The organism is Streptomyces milbemycinicus (genome assembly GCF_002154605.1).
GTDB classification, from domain to species: Bacteria; Actinomycetota; Actinomycetes; order Streptomycetales; family Streptomycetaceae; genus Streptomyces; species Streptomyces milbemycinicus.
The window spans coordinates 16785-33090 of sequence record NZ_MUNE01000002.1; the positions used below are offsets into that span (position 1 = coordinate 16785).

The 16306-nt window shown below is 68.9% G+C and carries 19 protein-coding genes and 1 pseudogene; 9 read left to right on the forward strand and 11 right to left on the reverse strand.

All coding sequences use genetic code 11. The features are described from left to right. Nucleotides 1–70: 70 nt before the first annotated feature. Nucleotides 71–853 (reverse strand): phosphotransferase enzyme family protein, encoded by a 783-nt coding sequence (locus CCN51_RS00120; RefSeq protein ID WP_043486740.1) that lies wholly within the window; start codon nucleotides 851–853, stop codon nucleotides 71–73. A gap of 309 nt (nucleotides 854–1162) precedes the next feature. Between CCN51_RS00120 and CCN51_RS56835 the strand changes: the two are divergent. Next, a pseudogene (locus CCN51_RS56835) lies at nucleotides 1163–1495 on the forward strand (Tn3 family transposase); the annotation flags it as partial. A gap of 112 nt (nucleotides 1496–1607) precedes the next feature. Here CCN51_RS56835 and CCN51_RS00130 read toward each other — a convergent pair. After that, nucleotides 1608–2186 carry a TetR/AcrR family transcriptional regulator gene (locus CCN51_RS00130; protein ID WP_086859159.1) on the reverse strand — a complete coding sequence of 193 codons (579 nt, stop codon included), beginning with the start codon at nucleotides 2184–2186 and terminating at the stop codon, nucleotides 1608–1610. A gap of 89 nt (nucleotides 2187–2275) precedes the next feature. On the opposite strand from CCN51_RS00130, the gene CCN51_RS00135 reads away from it, so the two are divergent. The 3 genes from CCN51_RS00135 (at nucleotide 2276) to CCN51_RS00145 (ending at nucleotide 4843) form a co-directional block, all read left to right on the forward strand. Continuing rightward, nucleotides 2276–2722 carry an anthrone oxygenase family protein gene (locus CCN51_RS00135; RefSeq protein WP_014176306.1) on the forward strand — a complete coding sequence of 149 codons (447 nt, stop codon included), beginning with the start codon at nucleotides 2276–2278 and terminating at the stop codon, nucleotides 2720–2722. Between the two features lie 325 nt (nucleotides 2723–3047). Further along, complete coding sequence (locus tag CCN51_RS00140) at nucleotides 3048–3473, forward strand: DUF4267 domain-containing protein (protein WP_014176305.1); 426 nt, start codon at nucleotides 3048–3050, stop codon at nucleotides 3471–3473. Nucleotides 3474–3748: 275 nt separating this feature from the next. Then, complete coding sequence (locus CCN51_RS00145; RefSeq protein WP_014176304.1) at nucleotides 3749–4843, forward strand: recombinase family protein; 1095 nt, start codon at nucleotides 3749–3751, stop codon at nucleotides 4841–4843. A 173-nt stretch (nucleotides 4844–5016) separates the two neighbouring features. Here the strand turns inward: CCN51_RS00145 and CCN51_RS00150 are convergent, their stop codons facing one another. Both CCN51_RS00150 and CCN51_RS00155 read right to left on the reverse strand, forming a co-directional pair. Then, nucleotides 5017–5556 (reverse strand): GNAT family N-acetyltransferase, encoded by a 540-nt coding sequence (locus tag CCN51_RS00150; RefSeq protein WP_055414180.1) that lies wholly within the window; start codon nucleotides 5554–5556, stop codon nucleotides 5017–5019. Between the two features lie 38 nt (nucleotides 5557–5594). Continuing rightward, complete coding sequence (locus CCN51_RS00155) at nucleotides 5595–6041, reverse strand: Lrp/AsnC family transcriptional regulator (protein ID WP_014176302.1); 447 nt, start codon at nucleotides 6039–6041, stop codon at nucleotides 5595–5597. A 93-nt stretch (nucleotides 6042–6134) separates the two neighbouring features. On the opposite strand from CCN51_RS00155, the gene CCN51_RS00160 reads away from it, so the two are divergent. Both CCN51_RS00160 and CCN51_RS00165 read left to right on the forward strand, forming a co-directional pair. Continuing rightward, nucleotides 6135–6953, forward strand: coding sequence for an LLM class flavin-dependent oxidoreductase (locus tag CCN51_RS00160; protein WP_014176301.1), 819 nt, complete (start codon nucleotides 6135–6137; stop codon nucleotides 6951–6953). Continuing rightward, nucleotides 6950–7381 (forward strand): nucleoside deaminase, encoded by a 432-nt coding sequence (locus CCN51_RS00165; protein ID WP_014176300.1) that lies wholly within the window; start codon nucleotides 6950–6952, stop codon nucleotides 7379–7381. Before CCN51_RS00160 ends, CCN51_RS00165 begins: the two co-directional genes overlap by 4 nt. A 1-nt stretch (nucleotide 7382) precedes the next feature. Here the strand turns inward: CCN51_RS00165 and CCN51_RS54745 are convergent, their stop codons facing one another. Next, entirely contained in the window at nucleotides 7383–7535 is a 153-nt protein-coding gene (locus tag CCN51_RS54745; RefSeq protein ID WP_014176299.1) for a hypothetical protein, read from the reverse strand. Nucleotides 7536–7546: 11 nt separating this feature from the next. Further along, entirely contained in the window at nucleotides 7547–7999 is a 453-nt protein-coding gene (locus tag CCN51_RS00170; protein ID WP_014176298.1) for an ATP-binding protein, read from the reverse strand. A 215-nt stretch (nucleotides 8000–8214) separates the two neighbouring features. Here CCN51_RS00170 and CCN51_RS00175 point away from each other — a divergent pair, with 215 nt between their 5' ends. Continuing rightward, nucleotides 8215–9078 carry a helix-turn-helix domain-containing protein gene (locus CCN51_RS00175; RefSeq protein ID WP_014176297.1) on the forward strand — a complete coding sequence of 288 codons (864 nt, stop codon included), beginning with the start codon at nucleotides 8215–8217 and terminating at the stop codon, nucleotides 9076–9078. A 3-nt stretch (nucleotides 9079–9081) separates the two neighbouring features. Continuing rightward, nucleotides 9082–9282 (forward strand): DUF397 domain-containing protein, encoded by a 201-nt coding sequence (locus CCN51_RS00180; RefSeq protein WP_014176296.1) that lies wholly within the window; start codon nucleotides 9082–9084, stop codon nucleotides 9280–9282. On the opposite strand, the gene CCN51_RS00185 is transcribed toward CCN51_RS00180, so the two are convergent. From CCN51_RS00185 to CCN51_RS00205, 5 genes are all read right to left on the reverse strand, one after another. Continuing rightward, complete coding sequence (locus tag CCN51_RS00185) at nucleotides 9252–10157, reverse strand: carbohydrate ABC transporter permease (protein WP_014176295.1); 906 nt, start codon at nucleotides 10155–10157, stop codon at nucleotides 9252–9254. The genes CCN51_RS00180 and CCN51_RS00185 overlap by 31 nt on opposite strands. Next, a complete protein-coding gene (locus CCN51_RS00190) occupies nucleotides 10157–11518 on the reverse strand; it encodes an extracellular solute-binding protein (RefSeq protein ID WP_014176294.1) in 1362 nt (453 codons plus the stop codon). Before CCN51_RS00190 ends, CCN51_RS00185 begins: the two co-directional genes overlap by 1 nt. A 131-nt stretch (nucleotides 11519–11649) precedes the next feature. Further along, a complete protein-coding gene (locus CCN51_RS00195) occupies nucleotides 11650–12693 on the reverse strand; it encodes a chitinase (protein WP_014176293.1) in 1044 nt (347 codons plus the stop codon). A gap of 184 nt (nucleotides 12694–12877) precedes the next feature. Continuing rightward, complete coding sequence (locus CCN51_RS00200) at nucleotides 12878–13591, reverse strand: response regulator (RefSeq protein ID WP_014176292.1); 714 nt, start codon at nucleotides 13589–13591, stop codon at nucleotides 12878–12880. Continuing rightward, nucleotides 13588–15309: a sensor histidine kinase gene (locus CCN51_RS00205; RefSeq protein WP_078610444.1), complete on the reverse strand. Its 1722-nt coding sequence runs from the start codon at nucleotides 15307–15309 to the stop codon at nucleotides 13588–13590. Before CCN51_RS00205 ends, CCN51_RS00200 begins: the two co-directional genes overlap by 4 nt. Before the next feature lie 162 nt (nucleotides 15310–15471). On the opposite strand from CCN51_RS00205, the gene CCN51_RS00210 reads away from it, so the two are divergent. Continuing rightward, nucleotides 15472–16306, forward strand: an 835-nt coding sequence (locus CCN51_RS00210) for a cation:dicarboxylate symporter family transporter (protein WP_211303197.1), incomplete at its 3' end; no start/stop codon positions are given.

Below are 16306 nucleotides of genomic sequence, written 5' to 3' on the forward strand. Positions count from 1 at the left end.
GAATGCCCAGGTGAGTGATCCAGTTCGAGATGTCGTTCGACGCCGGGAGCCAGGCACGGGCACTGATGCCTCAGCCGGCGAGCAGGGCCTGCATCCACTGGTCTTCGCGTTGCTCGACGTATTCGGCGTCGTTTCGCCAGGCGTCGCCGTGGCCTTCAGCCCACAGCCTTGCCCAGGGCTGGGCTCCTTGGGCTGCCTGGTCGCGCAGGAAGTCGTGCATGGAACGCGTACGGCGCCCCAGCAGAGGGACCAACCGACGACGTTCGGACTCGGCGAGACCGTAGGCGTCGGCGAAGACTCGCAGTCGGTCCGCCGCGTCCGGGCTCTGCCAGTCCGGATGCGCGGACAGCGGGATGAACCCGTGAATGGCGTATGCGACATCCCACAGGCGCGAGCCGGGACCTGCAGCGTCCCAGTCGATGAAGGCCCACCGTGCCTCGTCTGCGACCACGAGGTTCCAAGGGGCCAGGTCGTTATGGGCGATGATGTCACTGCCCTCAGCGGGGATCAGCGTCTGCCACTGCGCATCGGACGGCGGCGTGAAGTCATGCACAGCGTCGTGGAAGTCCCGGATCAGCCGTGCAACGCGAGCCAGTTGTCGAGCGGGTTCCATCAGCGAGAACCGATCGGGCCAGACCACATCTCCCGGCATGAAGGACAGGACCTCACGCCCCTGATCGTCAATGCCGAGTGGGCGAGGCGCCGCGCCAAATCCCACCTCGTGCAGGTGGGCAAGCAGGGCATGCACAGCGGGAGTCCATGGTCCGGCCGGACGGCGAACGGTGTCCCCGACGCGAACGACACCATCACTGACGTTGCCGCCGGACAAAGGCTGTTCATCATCGTGCCGCATCGAACCAGTGTGTCGGATCAGCTCGTCATGATCACCCCATTAAGGGGGAGCGTCAGAGTAGGGACGGAGGTTAAAGAACAAGTTAAGAGCCTGTTTTCGATCCCCGGACTACGATCGCCTTGGGGTGCGTCCACTCGCGTCGGTAGTCATTGCCTACTCGGCAGGCCGAGGAAGCCGGACGGCCTTGGGTGGCGGTGGTGACCGCCACCGCCGGATTGATCAGTCCCATTGCGCTTCGTGAGATGGCGGCTGCCCGCTCCTGCGGGAGCTTCGGCGGGTGATTCGCCTGGTCATGAGCGTGATTGCGGCCGGCGCCAGATGAACCGGCAGCTTACCGTCCAGGAGTCACGGCACAAGCTCGCCCGCGACATCTGCCACGGCAAGCGCGGGCAGATCATGCAGGCATACAGGACGGGGCAGGAGGACCAACTCGGCGCGCTCGGCCTGGTCCTCAATGCCGCCGTGCTCTGGACAACGCGCTACCTCGACGCCGCCGTCGGCCACCTGCGGGCCCTGCCTCCCGAGGAGCGGGAGCATGACGTCCTGGACGACGACGTGGCCCGGGTCTCCCCGCTGAAGCGCGCCAACCTCAACTGCCTGGGCCGCTACAGCTTCGCCGCCCGGGTGCCCGTCTGGGTACGGGGCCCGGCGATCTGCGGCTGCGCCGTGTGGGCGCGAGTGACCAAGAGCGATGCCGCAGGCAGGCAGCGGCGGGGCCCGAGGGCCCCGGCTGCGTGCCCGCCGGGACGGTGTGTCAGACCAAGGCGAGCCGGTCCACGAGCAGCTCCACCCTCTGCGCGGCGTCCTCCGGCAGCAGCCGTCCCGCCCGGGTCAGGGTCGCAATGCCGTGCAGGGATGCCCAGAACACCTCGGTGAACAGCCCCGGGTGGACGCCGTCCCCGGCGACCTCGGCGAGGCACTCGAGCAGGGCGGCGAAGGCGTCCTTCAGCGGCTCGGGGGTGTCCTCCTGCGCGTACGCCAGGCCGCCGTCGAGCTGGAACAAGGCGTCGTAGACCGCGGGGTTGTGCTCGGCGAAGTCGAGGTAGGCGCGGGCCAGGGCGGTGACCCGGGCGCGCGGGTCGTCCTCGGCGGAGGTCGCGGCCCGCACCGCCGCGGCCATCTCGGTGGCGCCCTCCAGGGCGACGGCGCCGATGATCTCGCGCTTGCCGCGGAAGTGGCTGTAGAGGACGGGCTGACTGTATTCGATGCGCTCGGCGAGGCGGCGGGTGGTGACCGCGTCCCAGCCCCGCTGCTCGGCGAGTTCGCGGGCCGTCGCCAAGATGAGACGTTCGCGCTCCGCCCGTTCGCGCTGCTTGCGTTCCTGTACCGACATGATTCGATCCTATCACCGCTAGACAATCGAGCGGCAGTAGTACTAGCGTTGCCTCATCACCTAGCAACACTAGATGCCAGGGGGGCATCATGCTCAACGCACTCGAGGTCGTCACCACCGTGATCGTCGGCGTGATGGTGGGGGTGGAGTTCTCCGTCGCCTTCATCATGAACCGGATCCTGGACGCGCTTCCCGAGGACAGCGGCCAGCTCGGCCACGCCCACGGCGGCCGGATGCTCGGCGCCCTGATGCCGTTCTGGTACATAGGCTCGCTCGTCCTCAGCGCGATCTGGGCTGTCGCCGGATGGCACCACCACGGCGCCGGACTCGTCGTCACCGCCGCCGGCCTGCTGATCGTCAGCGTGGTCATGTCGATGCTGCTGCTCGTCCCGATCAACAACCGAAACAAGACCTGGACCCCCGACAACCGGCCCGCCGACTGGAAGCAGCAGCTGCACCGCTGGGAACGCTTCCACTACGTCCGCGTCGCCGTCATCATCGCCGCCTTCGCCCTGCTGGTCGCCGCCCTCACCTGATACCGAAGCCGCCCCGGCATGCACTGATTCGCCCCGTTATGTCAACGGCTTTCGCCCCGTCGGGGTGAGCCCGACAGGGCTTCGGATTGCTGACCCCGCGGGCCGACGCCGCGCCGGTGGCGCACAATCCCCATTCCCCGGGCGGCAGCTGGCCACCGAAATCCCGACATCCGGGAATGCAGCTGCCGCTCAGATCCCACAACGGTGATCCCGACAAACTACGCCCCTCGATCAGCCGCGTCCGCGCGGCCTGATCAGGCCCCACACGACTCAGCAAGCTCCACGAAGCTCACCAAGCCGACGAAGACTCGCAAGGAGAAGAACAATGCCGCTGAAGAAGATCAACACCGTCCTGGCCGCCGCCTTCATCCTCTTCATCCTCTGGTTCGGGACGGAATTCATCCTGAGCCCGGAGACGACGGCCCCGGGCTTCGGCCTGCCGAGCTGGCCGTCCGGCGACGGCGGCGGCTTCCTGATCATCAAGGGAATCCGCGACGTCGTCTTGGCCCTGGTCCTGGGCATCCTGCTGGTGACGGGCCACCGCCGGGCGCTGGGCTGGGTGCTGCTGGTGGAGGCCCTCGCCGCGTACGGCGACATGGCCACCGTGCTGGCCCATCACGGCTCCGTGGCCACCGCGCTCGGCGTCCACTGCCTGACCGCGACACTGATGGTGGTCAACGGCCTGCTGATAATGCGCGAGACCCGCAAGGTCGCGGCCGCTCCGGCAACGCCCGCCCTGCAGCCCGCCTAACGCCACCTTGGCGCGTGTCGGTATTCGCCTGTCAGCGCCTGCCGGGAAAGGCGAGGCGCACGATCTTCTTCCAGTGGGCGGCGGCCTGGTCCCGTTTCTCCGGGATGGCGCAGCGCGGCCCCCTGCCCCGATTCTCATAAACAGTCCTTTGCCCGAGCAAGATCCAAGACGGCGGCCCGGCGATCGCGAAGCACCGGTTCGGTTCGCAGAACTCGTTCTCACTCAAAGACGGGTTCGGGGTACTTCTGAGAATCGTTTGTGACAACAACGGGGGCATGGCGGTCCCTCAAGAAGCCTCGCCGAGCGACGCGGACGAGGTCGAGCGCCAGCCCTGCCCGCGCTGCCGGGCCGAACCCGGCTCGCCGTGCCGCTCGCGCTCCGGCGCGGTCGCCGGCACCTACCACACCGGCCGCTTCACGAAGGTGCCCCGACTCGCCAAGCTCCTGCGCGTGCCCACCCCCGCCGACCGCGGGCCGGGCCAGCCGTGGCGCCCTGGCACTTCGGTCCCGCTCGCCCTGGCGCCGGACACCTCGAACGCAGACATCCGCATCGGGTACGCAAGGTGCTCGACGCTCACCCAGGAACTCCAGTCGCAGCTCGACGCCTTGGCCAAGCACGGCATCCCGCGCGACAAAGTGTTCTCCGAGAAGATCAGCACCCGGGTTCGCGTCCGGCCCCAGTTCGAGGCCGCGCTCGCGCTCGCCCGCCAGATCAAGGCCCACGCCCCGCACTGCCGGGTCATCTTCACCGTGTACGAGATGAAGCGCCTGGGCCGCGACGCCGCCGAACTCACCGCGCTCGCCGACCACCTCACTGCCCACGGCCTGGTCTTGGAGATGCTCGCCGGGCCCCTGCCAGGGATGTACGACCCCCGCGGGCCGGGCCGACTGCTGTTTGCGTTCTTCGCGGCGATGGCGGAGACCGAGCGGGAGAACATCCGGGAGTCGACCCTCGAAGGACTCGACGCGGCGGCTCGCAAGGGCAAGCACGGCGGCCGGCCACCCGTCATCACCGACGACATGCTGCACACCGTGCTGCGGCGCCGCGCGAACGGCGAGTCAGTCGAGCAGATCCAGCCCGACCTGATCATCCCCACCGGCAAGCGCAAGGGCCAGGCCCCCAGCGTCGCGAGCATCTACCGCGCACTCGCCGAACACGAGAAGAAGGAGGCGTACCCCGAAGCCGTCGCAGCGGCCCGCGCCGACTTCGCCGACCTTCAGGACGTCGACGACATCCCCCGCCCCCGCCGAGTCCGCATCCGGCGGCCAGACGATCCGCTCACCCCGGAGGAAGTCGACCTCCGCCAGCGCCTCCAGGACCAGGTCCTCCAGCCCACACGGACTGAGGAGCCAGCAAGATCAATCGCTTAGCGCCAACCGCTGTTCCCCGGGGCCGCCCTCTCAAAAAAATGCTTGCTCTGCATCAAGTATTTCTTTGAGAGGGGGTGGGGGGAGGCCTGAACCGGACCGGCATCTACCGCTTCGGGTGACCGTCCGCCGTCCGCCACGTTCTCGGTAACTGGACCATGCCGATGCTAACGGCCCTAGGAGTGCGGGGCGGTGCGATCTTGGCGGCGGAAATCGATCATGTAGAAGACCTTGTCGTAACGGCGTTCGCCGACGGCGACGAAGTCGGGCAGGCGGCCGTATTCGCTGAAGCCCAGCGACCGGTAGAGGTCCAGGGCCTTGGTGTTGTCGCCACGGGCGTCCAGGGTGAGGACTTCGATACCCGCCCGCCGGGCGTCGGTGATCAAGGCAGCGGTCAGCGCCCGGCCGATGCCACGCCCATGGGCGGCTCCATCCACCGCGATCTTCTCCAGATCGGCATGCGGCCGATGGGTCGGTCGGGCGTAGCGCAGCCAGTACCCCAGACCGACCAGCCGACGGTCGAGGTAGGCGGCGCGCAGGGCGCCATCCCCGGCCCGCACCGTGGCGACGACCTGGCCGAGGAGTTCCGCCACCTCTGGGCGTGGGGGCGGTTCGACCCAGCCGAGCGCGGCACCCCCGCGGACCAGATCCGCCAGGATCCGGTGGGCCGACTCCGCGAACCGGGCTGCCAGGTCCGGATCGGACATCAGCTCCATCGCACTCAGGATGACCGGCTCAGCGGTCCCGCTGCTGGTCACGGCCGGTTGGGTCCGCGATAGGGCAGTGTTTGGCTGTAGACGACGCTCGTGGTCGTGCTGCCGAAGCCGGCCAGCTCGTCCACGAGTGTCTCCAGATGCTCCATGGAGGTCGCGGCCACCTTCAGGGTGTAGCAGTCGTCGCCGGTGGTGCGCAGGCACTCCAGGATCTCCCGCCGCTCGGCGAGCAGCCGGCGCAACGGCTGGTGGTGGTTACCCGGGTACTTCAGCCGGACGACGGCGAGCACGGGATAACCGACCTTGGCCAGGTCCACCACCGCGTGGTAACCGGTGATGACCCCCAGCGACTCCAGATTCCGCACCCGTTCCGTAGTGGCCGACGAGCTGAGATTCACGCGCCGCCCCAGCTCACTGAGGGAGATACGAGCCTCCCGTTGCAGCTGCTCGATGATCGCCCAGTCGACTTCATCAAGGTTCACGGCCATTCCGCGATTCTACCGGGAAAACCACGGGAGACTCCCGCTGCTGCCAGGAAGTTTCGGTTCCGTGCTCCATGATCGCGGGGATAGCCTCGGGCTATGCGACTTGGCGTCAACGTACCGAACTTCGGGCCGGGGACCGATCCCGGCGTGCTGCGCGAGTGGGCGCGAATCGTGGAGGGGCTCGGCTTCGACCTTCTCATGGTGTCGGACCACGTGGCCGTGACCCCGGACGTGGCCGTGCGGTACCCGGAGCCGTTCTATGAGCCGTTCACCACGCTGTCCTGGCTGGCCGGGATCACCACCGGGCTGCGGCTGGGCACGACCGTGCTCGTGCTGCCCTACCGGCACCCGTTGCTGGTGGCGCGCATGGCCACCGGCCTCAACCGGCTCAGCGGCGGCCGGTTCGTCCTCGGGGTGGGGGTCGGCTGGGCACGTCAGGAGTTCGACGCGCTCGGCGTGCCGTTCACCGCGCGCGGCAGGCTGACCGACGAGTACCTGGGCACGTTGCGGGACGCCTGGTGCGCGGAGGCCGAGTCCAGCACCGGAGCGGTACCCGTCTGGGTCGGGGGCCACAGCGAGGCGGCGCTCCGGCGCGCCGTCAGGTTCGGCGACGCCTGGCACCCGCTGCGCCTCCCACTTACCCGGATGCGCTCGGTCCTGGCCGACCACGCGATGCCGGGGTTCGCCCCCCGCATCGCCCTGCGGCTGACCACCACTGTGGTCGACGACCCCGAACGGCCGGTCGGCGTGGGCACCATCGAGCAGATCCTCGACGATCTCGACGAACTCCGCTCGCTCGGCGCCGACACCGTCGTGTTCGACCCCTACCACGGAGATCCGGAGGAGACCCGTCGGCCCGACGCGGCCTGGCGGGCGCTCACCGCCGTGGCCACACACTGGAGGACAGCATCGTGAGCACCACCGCCGACGAAACTCTCCTGCGACGCGCCATCGGCATCGCGGCCCGCGCCGTCACCCTGGGCGACGCCCCGTACGGCTCCCTGCTCGCCGGCCCGGACGGCACGATCCTCGCCGAGGCCCACAACACAGTGCGGCGCGACAACGACATCACGGCCCACCCGGAACTGAAGCTCGCCCGCTGGGCGGCCCGGGAACTCGACCCGGACACGGCCGCACGCACCACCCTGTACACCAGTTGCCAGCCGTGCGGCATGTGCGGCGGCGGCATCGTCCGCTCCGGCGTCGGCCGGGTCGTCTACGCGCTCTCCACCGAGCAGCTTGTCGAGCTCAACCCGCAGTCGGGCGACTGGCCCACGGTGACGCAGGACGGCCCGGCCCTGTTCGACGAGGCACGCACCCCCATCGACGCCTACTACCGGTAAGTCACCCGTGTGCGCCGAGCCCGCCCCGGGCTGCGATGCGGTCGCGGATGCGCGCGGCCATGTCGGAGGCTTCCTCGGGCTCCATGGCCAGCACGCCGTTCTCGGTCATCAGCGACGCGAACTGCTGCTGCTCGTACGGGACGTCCGGCGGCATCCGTGGTCCGATCAGAGTTCGACCGGGGAGGTTGCCAGGTCGAGTTCGACCCAGACTTCCTTGCCCACGGTCCGCTCCCGTACGCCCCAGCGGGTCGCCAGCGCGCGCACGATGAGGAGCCCGCGCCCGAACTTGTCGTCGGGGGTGGGGCGGCGCGGCTGGGGGAGGCGTTCACCCTTGGCGTCGGATACGGCGATGCGCAGGAGGGTTTTGGTGAGGGTGAGCTGAACGCGGAAGTGACGCCCAGGGACGCCGCCGTGCAGCACGGCGTTGCTGGCCAGCTCGGAGACGATGAGCGCGGCGTCGTCAGCGAGGGCGGGGTGGCCCCAGTGAGCAACCAGTCTGGCGGTGTAGCGGCGGGCGAAGGTCACGCTTTTGGGAAACGGGGAGTAGTCGACGCGGTCGTGATGGACGACGGGGTCGTTGGGGTCTGGAATCCGTGGGTCTTGCGGCGCGAATGCCATCACGCACCTCCAGCAGGCGGCGGGAATTGGCCCGAGCGCGCGAGGGCATGGCGGGTCGCGGCCCGCCGACTCGCCTCGCTGCGCGAGCGGTTCATCACGGACCGTAGCGTCGTCTGCGAGATCAACACAAGTTCCTCTTGGAGGAAATCCTCCGATCTGGTTTGCGAGGGTGTATCCGCTGACGCCAGACTGGGCACGTGACTACGAGTCAGCTGATGCAGGGGAACAGCACATCAACCGTTCTGGGGCGCAGACTCGGCGGTGAGCTCATCAAGCTCCGTACCGAGGCGGGGCTTACGCAGGGGCACGCCGCCAAAGCCCTCACGGCATCCACCACCAAGGTCGCCAAGATGGAGCGCGGCTGGGTCCCCATGCGCGACCCGGACATCCGGGCCTTGTGCGAGCTCTACGGCGTGAGCGATCCTGCGGTTGTGGGCGGGCTGCTGGAGCTGGCGCGGGTCGACCGCGAGCGCCGCAGGGCCAAGGGGTGGTGGGACGACTTCCCGAACCTCGGAGTAATGCAGGAGTACGTCGCCCTGGAGAACGTGGCGACAAGCATCAGGACGTGGCAGCTCAGCCTTGTGCCCGGTCTGCTGCAGACCCCTGATTACGCCCGCGCATTGGCCCTCGGCAACTCGATGCGCGGCCACCCGGACGAGGGCGAACAGTTCGTTGCCGCCAGAGTGGCCCGTCAGCGGCGGCTCACCGAAGAACCTGTGCTGGCACTACGGGCGCTGATCCATGAAGGTGCGCTCCGGCAACATGTCGGCGGGCCGGAGGTCATGCGCTCGCAGTTGGTGCATCTCTGCCACGTCACGGATCGGTCCCACATCACGGTTCAGGTGCTGCCGTTCACGGCCGGGGCGCACTTGGGCATGAACGGAGCCTTCAACATCATTTCGTTCGCTGAGCCCGGTGCCATGGACGTGGTGTATACAGAAACCGCCTTCGGCCAGTTGTGGGTTGAGGGAGGCGACGAAGCCGCCCAGCACCAGGATCTCTTTGAGGAGATCTCCCGAAGCGCCCTCACTGAGTCGGAGAGCAAGACATTCATCAACGTTCTCCGTGAAGAGGTGTGAGAGATGAGCACGCTTGAGTTCCGCAAGTCGAGCTACAGCAACGGTGACCACGAATGCGTCGAGGTGGCCACCAACCACCCCGACACCGTCGCGATACGCGACTCCAAGCACCCCGAGGGCCCCATACTGCGCGTGGCGCCCGCCGCCTGGACCGCCTTCCGGGAGGCCGTCGTTCAGACCTCGTCGCGCATCAACCGCAGGTAGACCAGCGAGAACACCGCACCCACCAGCAGCAACAGCAGCGCGACCGCCGTGCCGTAGCCGATCAGGGACTTGTTGAACGCCTGGTCGTACATGAAGACCGGCAGGGTCTGGCTGCGGTTGCCGGGGCCGCCTCGGGTCATGGCCCAGATGAGGCCGAAGACGGACAGCGTCTGGAGCGTGTTGAGCATCAGGTTCGTGCCGATGGAGCGGCGGATCATCGGCAGGGTGATGTGCCAGAAGCGGCGCGGCCCACTCGCGCCGTCGACCTCCGCGGCCTCGTTGATCTCCTTGGGGATTTCGGAGAGCGCGGCGGAGTAGACGAGCATGGAGAAGGCCGTGCCGCGCCAGACGTTGGCGAAGGAGACGGCGAGGATGGGGAGGGTGTAGAGCCAGTTCTGGGACGGCAGGTGGAGCCAGTCCAGGATGGCGTTGAGCGTGCCCTCGCGGCGGAAGAAGGCGTACAGCAGAAAGCCCGCGACGATCTCGGGTACGACCCACGCCGCGATGACGATCGAGCCGGTGATGGTCCGTACGGGCTTGGAGGCGCGCTGCATGGCGGTGGCGAGGGCCAGCCCCAGGGTGTTCTGGCCGATCAGCGAGGACAGCAGGGTGAAGACGAGGGTGAGGATGACCGCGTTGCGGAAGTTGTCGTCCTCGAAGGCGCGTTGGAAGTTGTCGAGGCCGACGAAGTCCGTGGTGGCGGCGCCGGTGAGCTGCATATTGGTGAAGGCGATGTAGACGCAGTAGCCGATCGGCCCGCCGAGGAAGAGCAGCAGGAGCACCGTCGCCGGGGCGAGGGGGAGCCAGCGCAGGGGGCGGCGTCTCGGGCGGGCCGGGGCCGCCGGAGCCGCCGCCACCTTGGTCGCGGTCGCCATCAGTCCTTGGCCACCGTGGCGCCGTCGGCGATCGTCTTGAGTTGGTCGCCGTAGGACTCGGCCGCCTTGTCGGGGGAGGCGTCACCCGTGGTCACCGACTCCATGGCCTCGCCGATCGCGGTGGAGACCTGGGGGTAGACGGGGAGCGCCGGCCGGTAGTGGGTGTACTTCACCAGGTCAGTGAAGAAGGTGATCCCCGGCATGGACGACAGATAGCGCGGGTCCTTCGCCACGTCTTTGCGGACCGCGATCTGTGCGTCGACCACGCACCATTCGACCGCGTTCTTCTTGGTCTGCATCTGCTCGATGAACTTCCAGGCCAGGTCGGGGTTCTTGGACTTGGCGGTGATCGCCCAGGTCCAGCCGCCGGACATGCTGACCTTGCCGGGTGCCTGGCCGTTCTGGGTGGGCATGGCCGCCTGGCCGAGGGTCTTGGACCATTCGGGCCATGGCTTGCCGCCGGTCTTCAGCCAGTTCTGGCCGAGCCAGGAGCCGTCGAGGTCGATGGCGAGCTTTTCCTCCGGCAGCCATTCGCTGGAGACGGTGGTGCCGACGTTGGGGTCGAGGGCGTCGGAGACGTCGGGGCCCAGCTTCTCGTCGTAGACGGTCTTGATGAAGCCGAGGGCGTCCTCGAACCCCTTGCCGCCGGTGACCCACTTCTTCGCCTTCGGGTCGTACAGCGGGTTCTCGCCCGTGCCGTACAGCAGCATCTCGAAGCCCTGCATCACGGCGGTCTCGCCGGGGGCCTTGCCGGTGTAGACGTTGAGCGGGATGACGTCGGGGACCTTCTTCTTGATCGTGCGGGCGGCGGCGAGGATGTCGTCCCAGCTCCCCGGCTGCCAGTCGGCCGGCAGTCCGGCCTTGGCGAAGATCTTCTTGTTGAACCACAGGCCGCGGGTGTCGGTGCCGTCCGGGATGCCGTACGTCTTGCCGTCCTCGGCCTTGGCCGCCGCCTTCGCGGTGTCGACGAACTGGTCCCAGGTCTGCCACTTGGCCAGATACTCGTCGAGGGGGCGCAGATAACCCGCCGTGATGTCGGAGTTGATCCGGAAGGTGTCCTCGTAGACCAGGTCAGGCGCGGTCTTGGGGGACCGCATCATCTGCTGGACCTTGGTGGCGTAGTCGTTGTCCTGGGCCTGGATCGGGATCAGTTTGACCTTCTTGCCGGGGTTCGCCTTCTCGAACTCTTTTTTCACTCCGGCCAGGAAGTTGTCCTTGAATCTGATCTTGTTGTCGGTGCTGCGGTTGTAGGCGATCTTGACGGTGTCCGGGTCGCTGCCCGAGCCGCCGCCGCAGGCGGTGAGTCCTGCGGCGGCGACGAGGGCGGCGGCTGTGAGGATCAGTGGGGCGGTGGGGCGCACTGGCACGACCTCCTTGCTGGCCTCTGGGGCTGCGGCCCGACCGTACGGTCGGGCCCGAGTCAAGGTCAATCCCCTTGACCAGGAACGCCCTTGATCGAACGCCAGCCCGGAGGGAACCAGGCGGTAAGCCCTCAGCCGGTGTAGCCCGCCAGCACCTTGGTGAAGTCGTACGTCCCCTGGTCGATGCCGCTGCACGCGTCCGCGTCCCCGCCGGAGCCGCACTTGCGGTCGCGGTTGAGCGACCAGAAGCTGACCCGGGCCAGGTGGTGGCTCTTGGCGTACGAGACCACGGACTTGAAGTTGTCGAGGGTGACCGTCTCACCAGCGACATCGGTCTTGCCGTTCATGGAGGAGAAGCCGACCTTGCGGTACGCGTCGTCGGAGGACAGACCGTACGCGCTCGCGACCGTGTTCTTCAGACCGTCGACCGCCGACTTGGTGGCCGCCGCCATGTCCACGGAGCCCTGGCCGAAGTCGAAGGGCATGACCGCCCAGCCGTCCACGTCGACGCCGGACGCGGCGCCGCGCTTGACCAGGTCCTTGCCGTTGGAGTCGGGGCCGCTGGTGGTCGTGCCGAAGGTGACGTACACCTTGATGCCGCTGTTCTTCTGCTTGACGATCTTCAGCGCGTCGATCACCCGCTGCCGGACCGTCGCGTTCTCGAACTCGCTCGCTTCGATGTCGATGTCGATCGACTTGAGCTTGTAGGCGTCGATCACCTTCTGGTACGCGCCCGCCAGCGCGGAGGCGGAGGAGCACTTCTCGCCGAGCTTGTTACCGCTCCAGCCGCCGAAGGACACCGTGACATCGCCGCCGGCCGAGCGTATGGAGTTGATCGTGGACTGATCGGTGCCGCCGGTGAGCGCGCGGGAGCCGTCCCACTTCGGGTTGCAGCCGCCGTCCGAGAGGATGAAGGCCATCGTGAACTGGGTGGTGCCGGTGGCCGACATCACATCGGTCGCCTTGGGCGGGCTGCCCCAGCCCAGGTAGAGGTACGGGCCGGTCTGGCCGCTGGCGGCGGCCTTCACGGCCGGGGCGGCCTTCGCGGCCGGGGCGGCCTTCGCGGTCGGGCTGGCCTGGGCGCCGGTCGCGGCGAGGGTCGCCGCGCCGCCGGTGGCTATCAGCGCGCAGGTCGCGGTGAGGGCGAGCCTGCGGCTGCGCTTGGACATCTTCATGGCGGTGTGGTCCTCCTGAGGGGGGTGAGGGGAGGAGGCGACGGGTTCGGGGGGAGCATATGTGTACCGAACATCCGTCCATGCGGGGGGTTGCGGCTGTGAACCTAGCGAGCCGTCGCCGCGCCGACAAGATGGTGGATAGGAAAGTTTCCTATTGCTTGGTCGGTCGGCGGTCGGTCGGCGGTCAGCCGGCAGTCAGCCAGCGGTAGACCAGCTCGGGGCGGCCGACCTGCCCGTACTGCGGCGCCCGCGCCGCGCGCCCCGCGTCGACCAGGTGCTCCAGATAGCGGCGCGCGGTGATCCGCGAGATCCCCACCGCCTCCGCCGTCGCGGCGGCGGAGATCCCGTCCGCGGCGGCGCGCAGGGTGTCGGTCACGGCCTGCAGAGTGGCCGGGGTCAGCCCCTTGGGCAGCTCGGCCGGCTGCGGCGCGCGCAGTGCGGCCAGCGCGCGGTCCACCTCGTCCTGGCCGCTGGCCTCGCCCACGCTCGCGCGGAATTCCGCGTAGCGCAGCAGCCGGTCCCGAAGCGTTGCGAATGTGAACGGCTTGAGTACGTACTGCACCACCCCGAGCGAGACGCCCTCGCGGACCACCGCCAGGTCACGGGCCGAGGTGACCGCGATCACATCCGCGGTGTGACCTGTCGCACGCAACGCCCGGAGCAGCTGCAGACCATGTCCATCGGGCAAATACAGATCCAGGAGCAACAGATCGGCGGGCGTGCGCTCCAGCTGGCGCTGCGCGTCGCCGCGCGTCCGCGCCACGCCGACGACCGAGAAGCCGGGGACCCGCTCCACATACATCCGGTGCGCGTCCGCGGCGACCGGGTCGTCCTCGACGACGAGGACCCGTATCGGGGCGGGCCGCGCCGGGTTCGCCTGCGACGGGCTCGGGCTCATCGGGCGGGTTCCTCTTCTTGGGCGGGTGGCTCTTGGGCGGGTTCCGGTGGGGAGGGCTGCTTCGGGATGGCTTTCGTGAGGGAGGTCCCTGGTTCTGCGAGCGCGGCTTCCGTCAGCGGCATTCGGACCGTGAATTCCGCGCCGCCGTCCGGCGTCCGGGACACCTCCACCGTGCCGGAATTGCGCCGCACCGCCTGCTGTACGAGGGCGAGCCCCAGCCCCCGCCCCGCGGACTTGGTGCTCCAGCCGCGCCCGAAGGCCGCCTCGGCCGTCGCCGGGTCAAGACCGGCGCCCGTATCGCTTACGCGCAGCGTCAGCTCGTCGGCGACGGCGCGCGCGGTGACCGTCACGCGGGCGCTGCGGGCCGCGCCGCGGCCGGCGCCCTCGGCGGCGGCGTCCGTCGCGTTGTCGATGAGGTTGCCGAGGATGGTGACCAGGTCGCGGGCCGGGAGGCCGGGCGGCAGCAGCCCGTCGTCGATACGGGTGTCGGGGGCGAGGACGAGCTCCACGCCGCGCTCATTGGCCTGGGCGGCCTTGCCCAGCAGCAGGGCGGCCAGCACCGGTTCGGCGACGGCCCCCACCACCTGGTCGGTCAGCGCCTGCGCCAGCTCCAGTTCGGCGGTCGCGAAGTCGACCGCCTCCTCGGCCCGCCCCAGCTCGATGAGCGAGACGACGGTGTGCAGCCGGTTGGCGGCCTCGTGCGCTTGGGAGCGCAGGGCCTCGGCGAAGCCGCGTACGGAGTCCAACTCGCCCGACAGCGCCTGGAGTTCGGTGTGGTCGCGCAGTGTGACGACCGTGCCGCGCTGCTCTCCGCTGCTGACCGGGGAGGTGTTGACGACCAGGACCCGCTGGGCGGTCAGATGCAGCTCGTCCACCCGTGGCTCGGCGGCCAGCAGGGCGCCGGTCAGCGACGGGGGCAGGCCGAGGTCGGAGACGTAGCGGCCGACCGAGTTCACCGAGTTCTCGGACAGGCCGAGCAGTTCCCGGCCGGCGTCGTTGATCAGTGCGATCCGCCGCCGCCCGTCGAGCATCAGCAGCCCTTCGCGGACGGCGTGCAGCGCGGCCTGGTGGTAGTCGTGCATCCGGCTCAGCTCGCCGGCGTTCATACCGTGGGTATGGCGGCGCAGCCGGGCATTGATGACGTAGGTGCCGATGCCGCCGATCGCCAGCGCGGCGAACGCGACGACGAACAGCGCCAGCATCTGGCGGCGCACCTGCGCGCTGATGGTGTCGACGGTGATGCCCGCGCTGACCAGCGCGGTGATCTTGCCCCCGGCCTGAGCGTCGCGCACCGGGGCCACCACGCGCACGGACGCGCCCAGGGTGCCGGTGTACGTCTCGTCGAAGATCCGGCCGTGCAGCGCGGGCCCGGTGTTGCCGAGGAACTCCTCCCCTATACGGGCCGGATCGGGATGGGTCCAGCGGATGCCCCGCGTATTCATGATGGTGACGAAGGCGACACCGGTGTCATGGCGCACCTGCTCCGCGTACGGCTGGAGCCGGGCGGTGGGGTCGTCGGACCGTACGGCCTCGGCGACCGCCGGCGAGTCGGCGACGGCGGTCGCGGCGGCGGTGGCCTGGCGGCGCGCGGACTCCTCTGCCTGGCTCCGGCCGGTGACGTACGAGAAGACCGCGCACCCGGCGACCACGACGGCGACCAGGACCACCTGCATGGCGAACAGCTGGCCTGCCAGACTCCGGGGACGGGGGACGCGCATGCCACACAGTGTGCACATGGCCGTTTCGTGAACGAAATGAACGGAAGGGTGACCGCCATCACAGGCGGGGTGCATAGTCCTCGGGACCGTTCAGGGCGAAGTGCGAGCCGCACGACGCATCAGCCGGGACAGCTGGACGGCAGAGCAGAAGGGGGCAGCACCGTGGCTGCGCAGACCTCGCCGCCGGATTCCGTGGGTACGGATGCCGGGCGGCCGAAGAAGGACCGGATTCACCTCCTCTACATCGCGGTGATCGCCGCGGTCGGGCTCGGCATCCTGGTGGGCTTCGTCGCCCCCGACACCGCCGTGGAGCTCAAGCCGATCGGCACCGGCTTTGTGAGTCTCATCAAGATGATGATCTCGCCGATCATCTTCTGCACGATCGTGCTCGGCGTCGGCTCGGTGCGGAAGGCCGCGAAGGTCGGCGCGGTCGGCGGCCTGGCGCTCGGCTACTTCCTGGTGATGTCGACCGTCGCGCTCGCCATCGGCCTGGTCGTCGGCAACATCCTCGAGCCGGGCAGCAGCCTGCACCTGACCCATGCGGCGGCAGAGGCCGGGCAGGGCCAGGCGGCGGGCGCCCACGAGTCCACCACGGACTTCCTGCTCGGGATCATCCCGACCACGCTCGTCTCCGCCTTCACCGTGCAGGAGGTGCTGCAGACCCTGCTGATCGCGCTGCTGGTCGGCTTCGCGCTGCAGGCCATGGGCAAGAGCGGCGAACCGGTGCTGCGTGGGATCGGCCACATACAGCGGCTGGTGTTCCGCGTGCTGTCCATGATCATGTGGGTGGCCCCGGTGGGTGCCTTCGGCGCGATAGCCGGGGTGGTCGGCGAGACGGGCGTGGACGCGCTCAAGTCGCTCGCCGTCATCATGATCGGCTTCTACATCACCTGTGCGCTGTTCGTGTTCCTCGTGCTCGGCACGGTCCTGCGGCTGGTCGCGGGCCAGGTACTTCAGCAGCGCGAAGATGTACCACGCCCGCGACCAGCCGCAGGAC

Bases quoted from the DNA above. Each gene is read 5' to 3' on its own strand.
- CCN51_RS00120 (WP_043486740.1), bottom strand. From the start codon at position 853: ATGCGGCACGATGATGAACAGCCTTTGTCCGGCGGCAACGTCAGTGAT.
- CCN51_RS00130 (WP_086859159.1), bottom strand. From the start codon at position 2,186: ATGTCGGTACAGGAACGCAAGCAGCGCGAACGGGCGGAGCGCGAACGT.
- CCN51_RS00135 (WP_014176306.1), top strand. From the start codon at position 2,276: ATGCTCAACGCACTCGAGGTCGTCACCACCGTGATCGTCGGCGTGATG.
- CCN51_RS00140 (WP_014176305.1), top strand. From the start codon at position 3,048: ATGCCGCTGAAGAAGATCAACACCGTCCTGGCCGCCGCCTTCATCCTC.
- CCN51_RS00145 (WP_014176304.1), top strand. From the start codon at position 3,749: ATGGCGGTCCCTCAAGAAGCCTCGCCGAGCGACGCGGACGAGGTCGAG.
- CCN51_RS00150 (WP_055414180.1), bottom strand. From the start codon at position 5,556: ATGGAGCTGATGTCCGATCCGGACCTGGCAGCCCGGTTCGCGGAGTCG.
- CCN51_RS00155 (WP_014176302.1), bottom strand. From the start codon at position 6,041: ATGGCCGTGAACCTTGATGAAGTCGACTGGGCGATCATCGAGCAGCTG.
- CCN51_RS00160 (WP_014176301.1), top strand. From the start codon at position 6,135: ATGCGACTTGGCGTCAACGTACCGAACTTCGGGCCGGGGACCGATCCC.
- CCN51_RS54745 (WP_014176299.1), bottom strand. From the start codon at position 7,535: ATGCCGCCGGACGTCCCGTACGAGCAGCAGCAGTTCGCGTCGCTGATG.
- CCN51_RS00170 (WP_014176298.1), bottom strand. From the start codon at position 7,999: ATGGCATTCGCGCCGCAAGACCCACGGATTCCAGACCCCAACGACCCC.
- CCN51_RS00175 (WP_014176297.1), top strand. From the start codon at position 8,215: ATGCAGGGGAACAGCACATCAACCGTTCTGGGGCGCAGACTCGGCGGT.
- CCN51_RS00180 (WP_014176296.1), top strand. From the start codon at position 9,082: ATGAGCACGCTTGAGTTCCGCAAGTCGAGCTACAGCAACGGTGACCAC.
- CCN51_RS00185 (WP_014176295.1), bottom strand. From the start codon at position 10,157: ATGGCGACCGCGACCAAGGTGGCGGCGGCTCCGGCGGCCCCGGCCCGC.
- CCN51_RS00195 (WP_014176293.1), bottom strand. From the start codon at position 12,693: ATGAAGATGTCCAAGCGCAGCCGCAGGCTCGCCCTCACCGCGACCTGC.
- CCN51_RS00200 (WP_014176292.1), bottom strand. From the start codon at position 13,591: ATGAGCCCGAGCCCGTCGCAGGCGAACCCGGCGCGGCCCGCCCCGATA.
- CCN51_RS00205 (WP_078610444.1), bottom strand. From the start codon at position 15,309: ATGCGCGTCCCCCGTCCCCGGAGTCTGGCAGGCCAGCTGTTCGCCATG.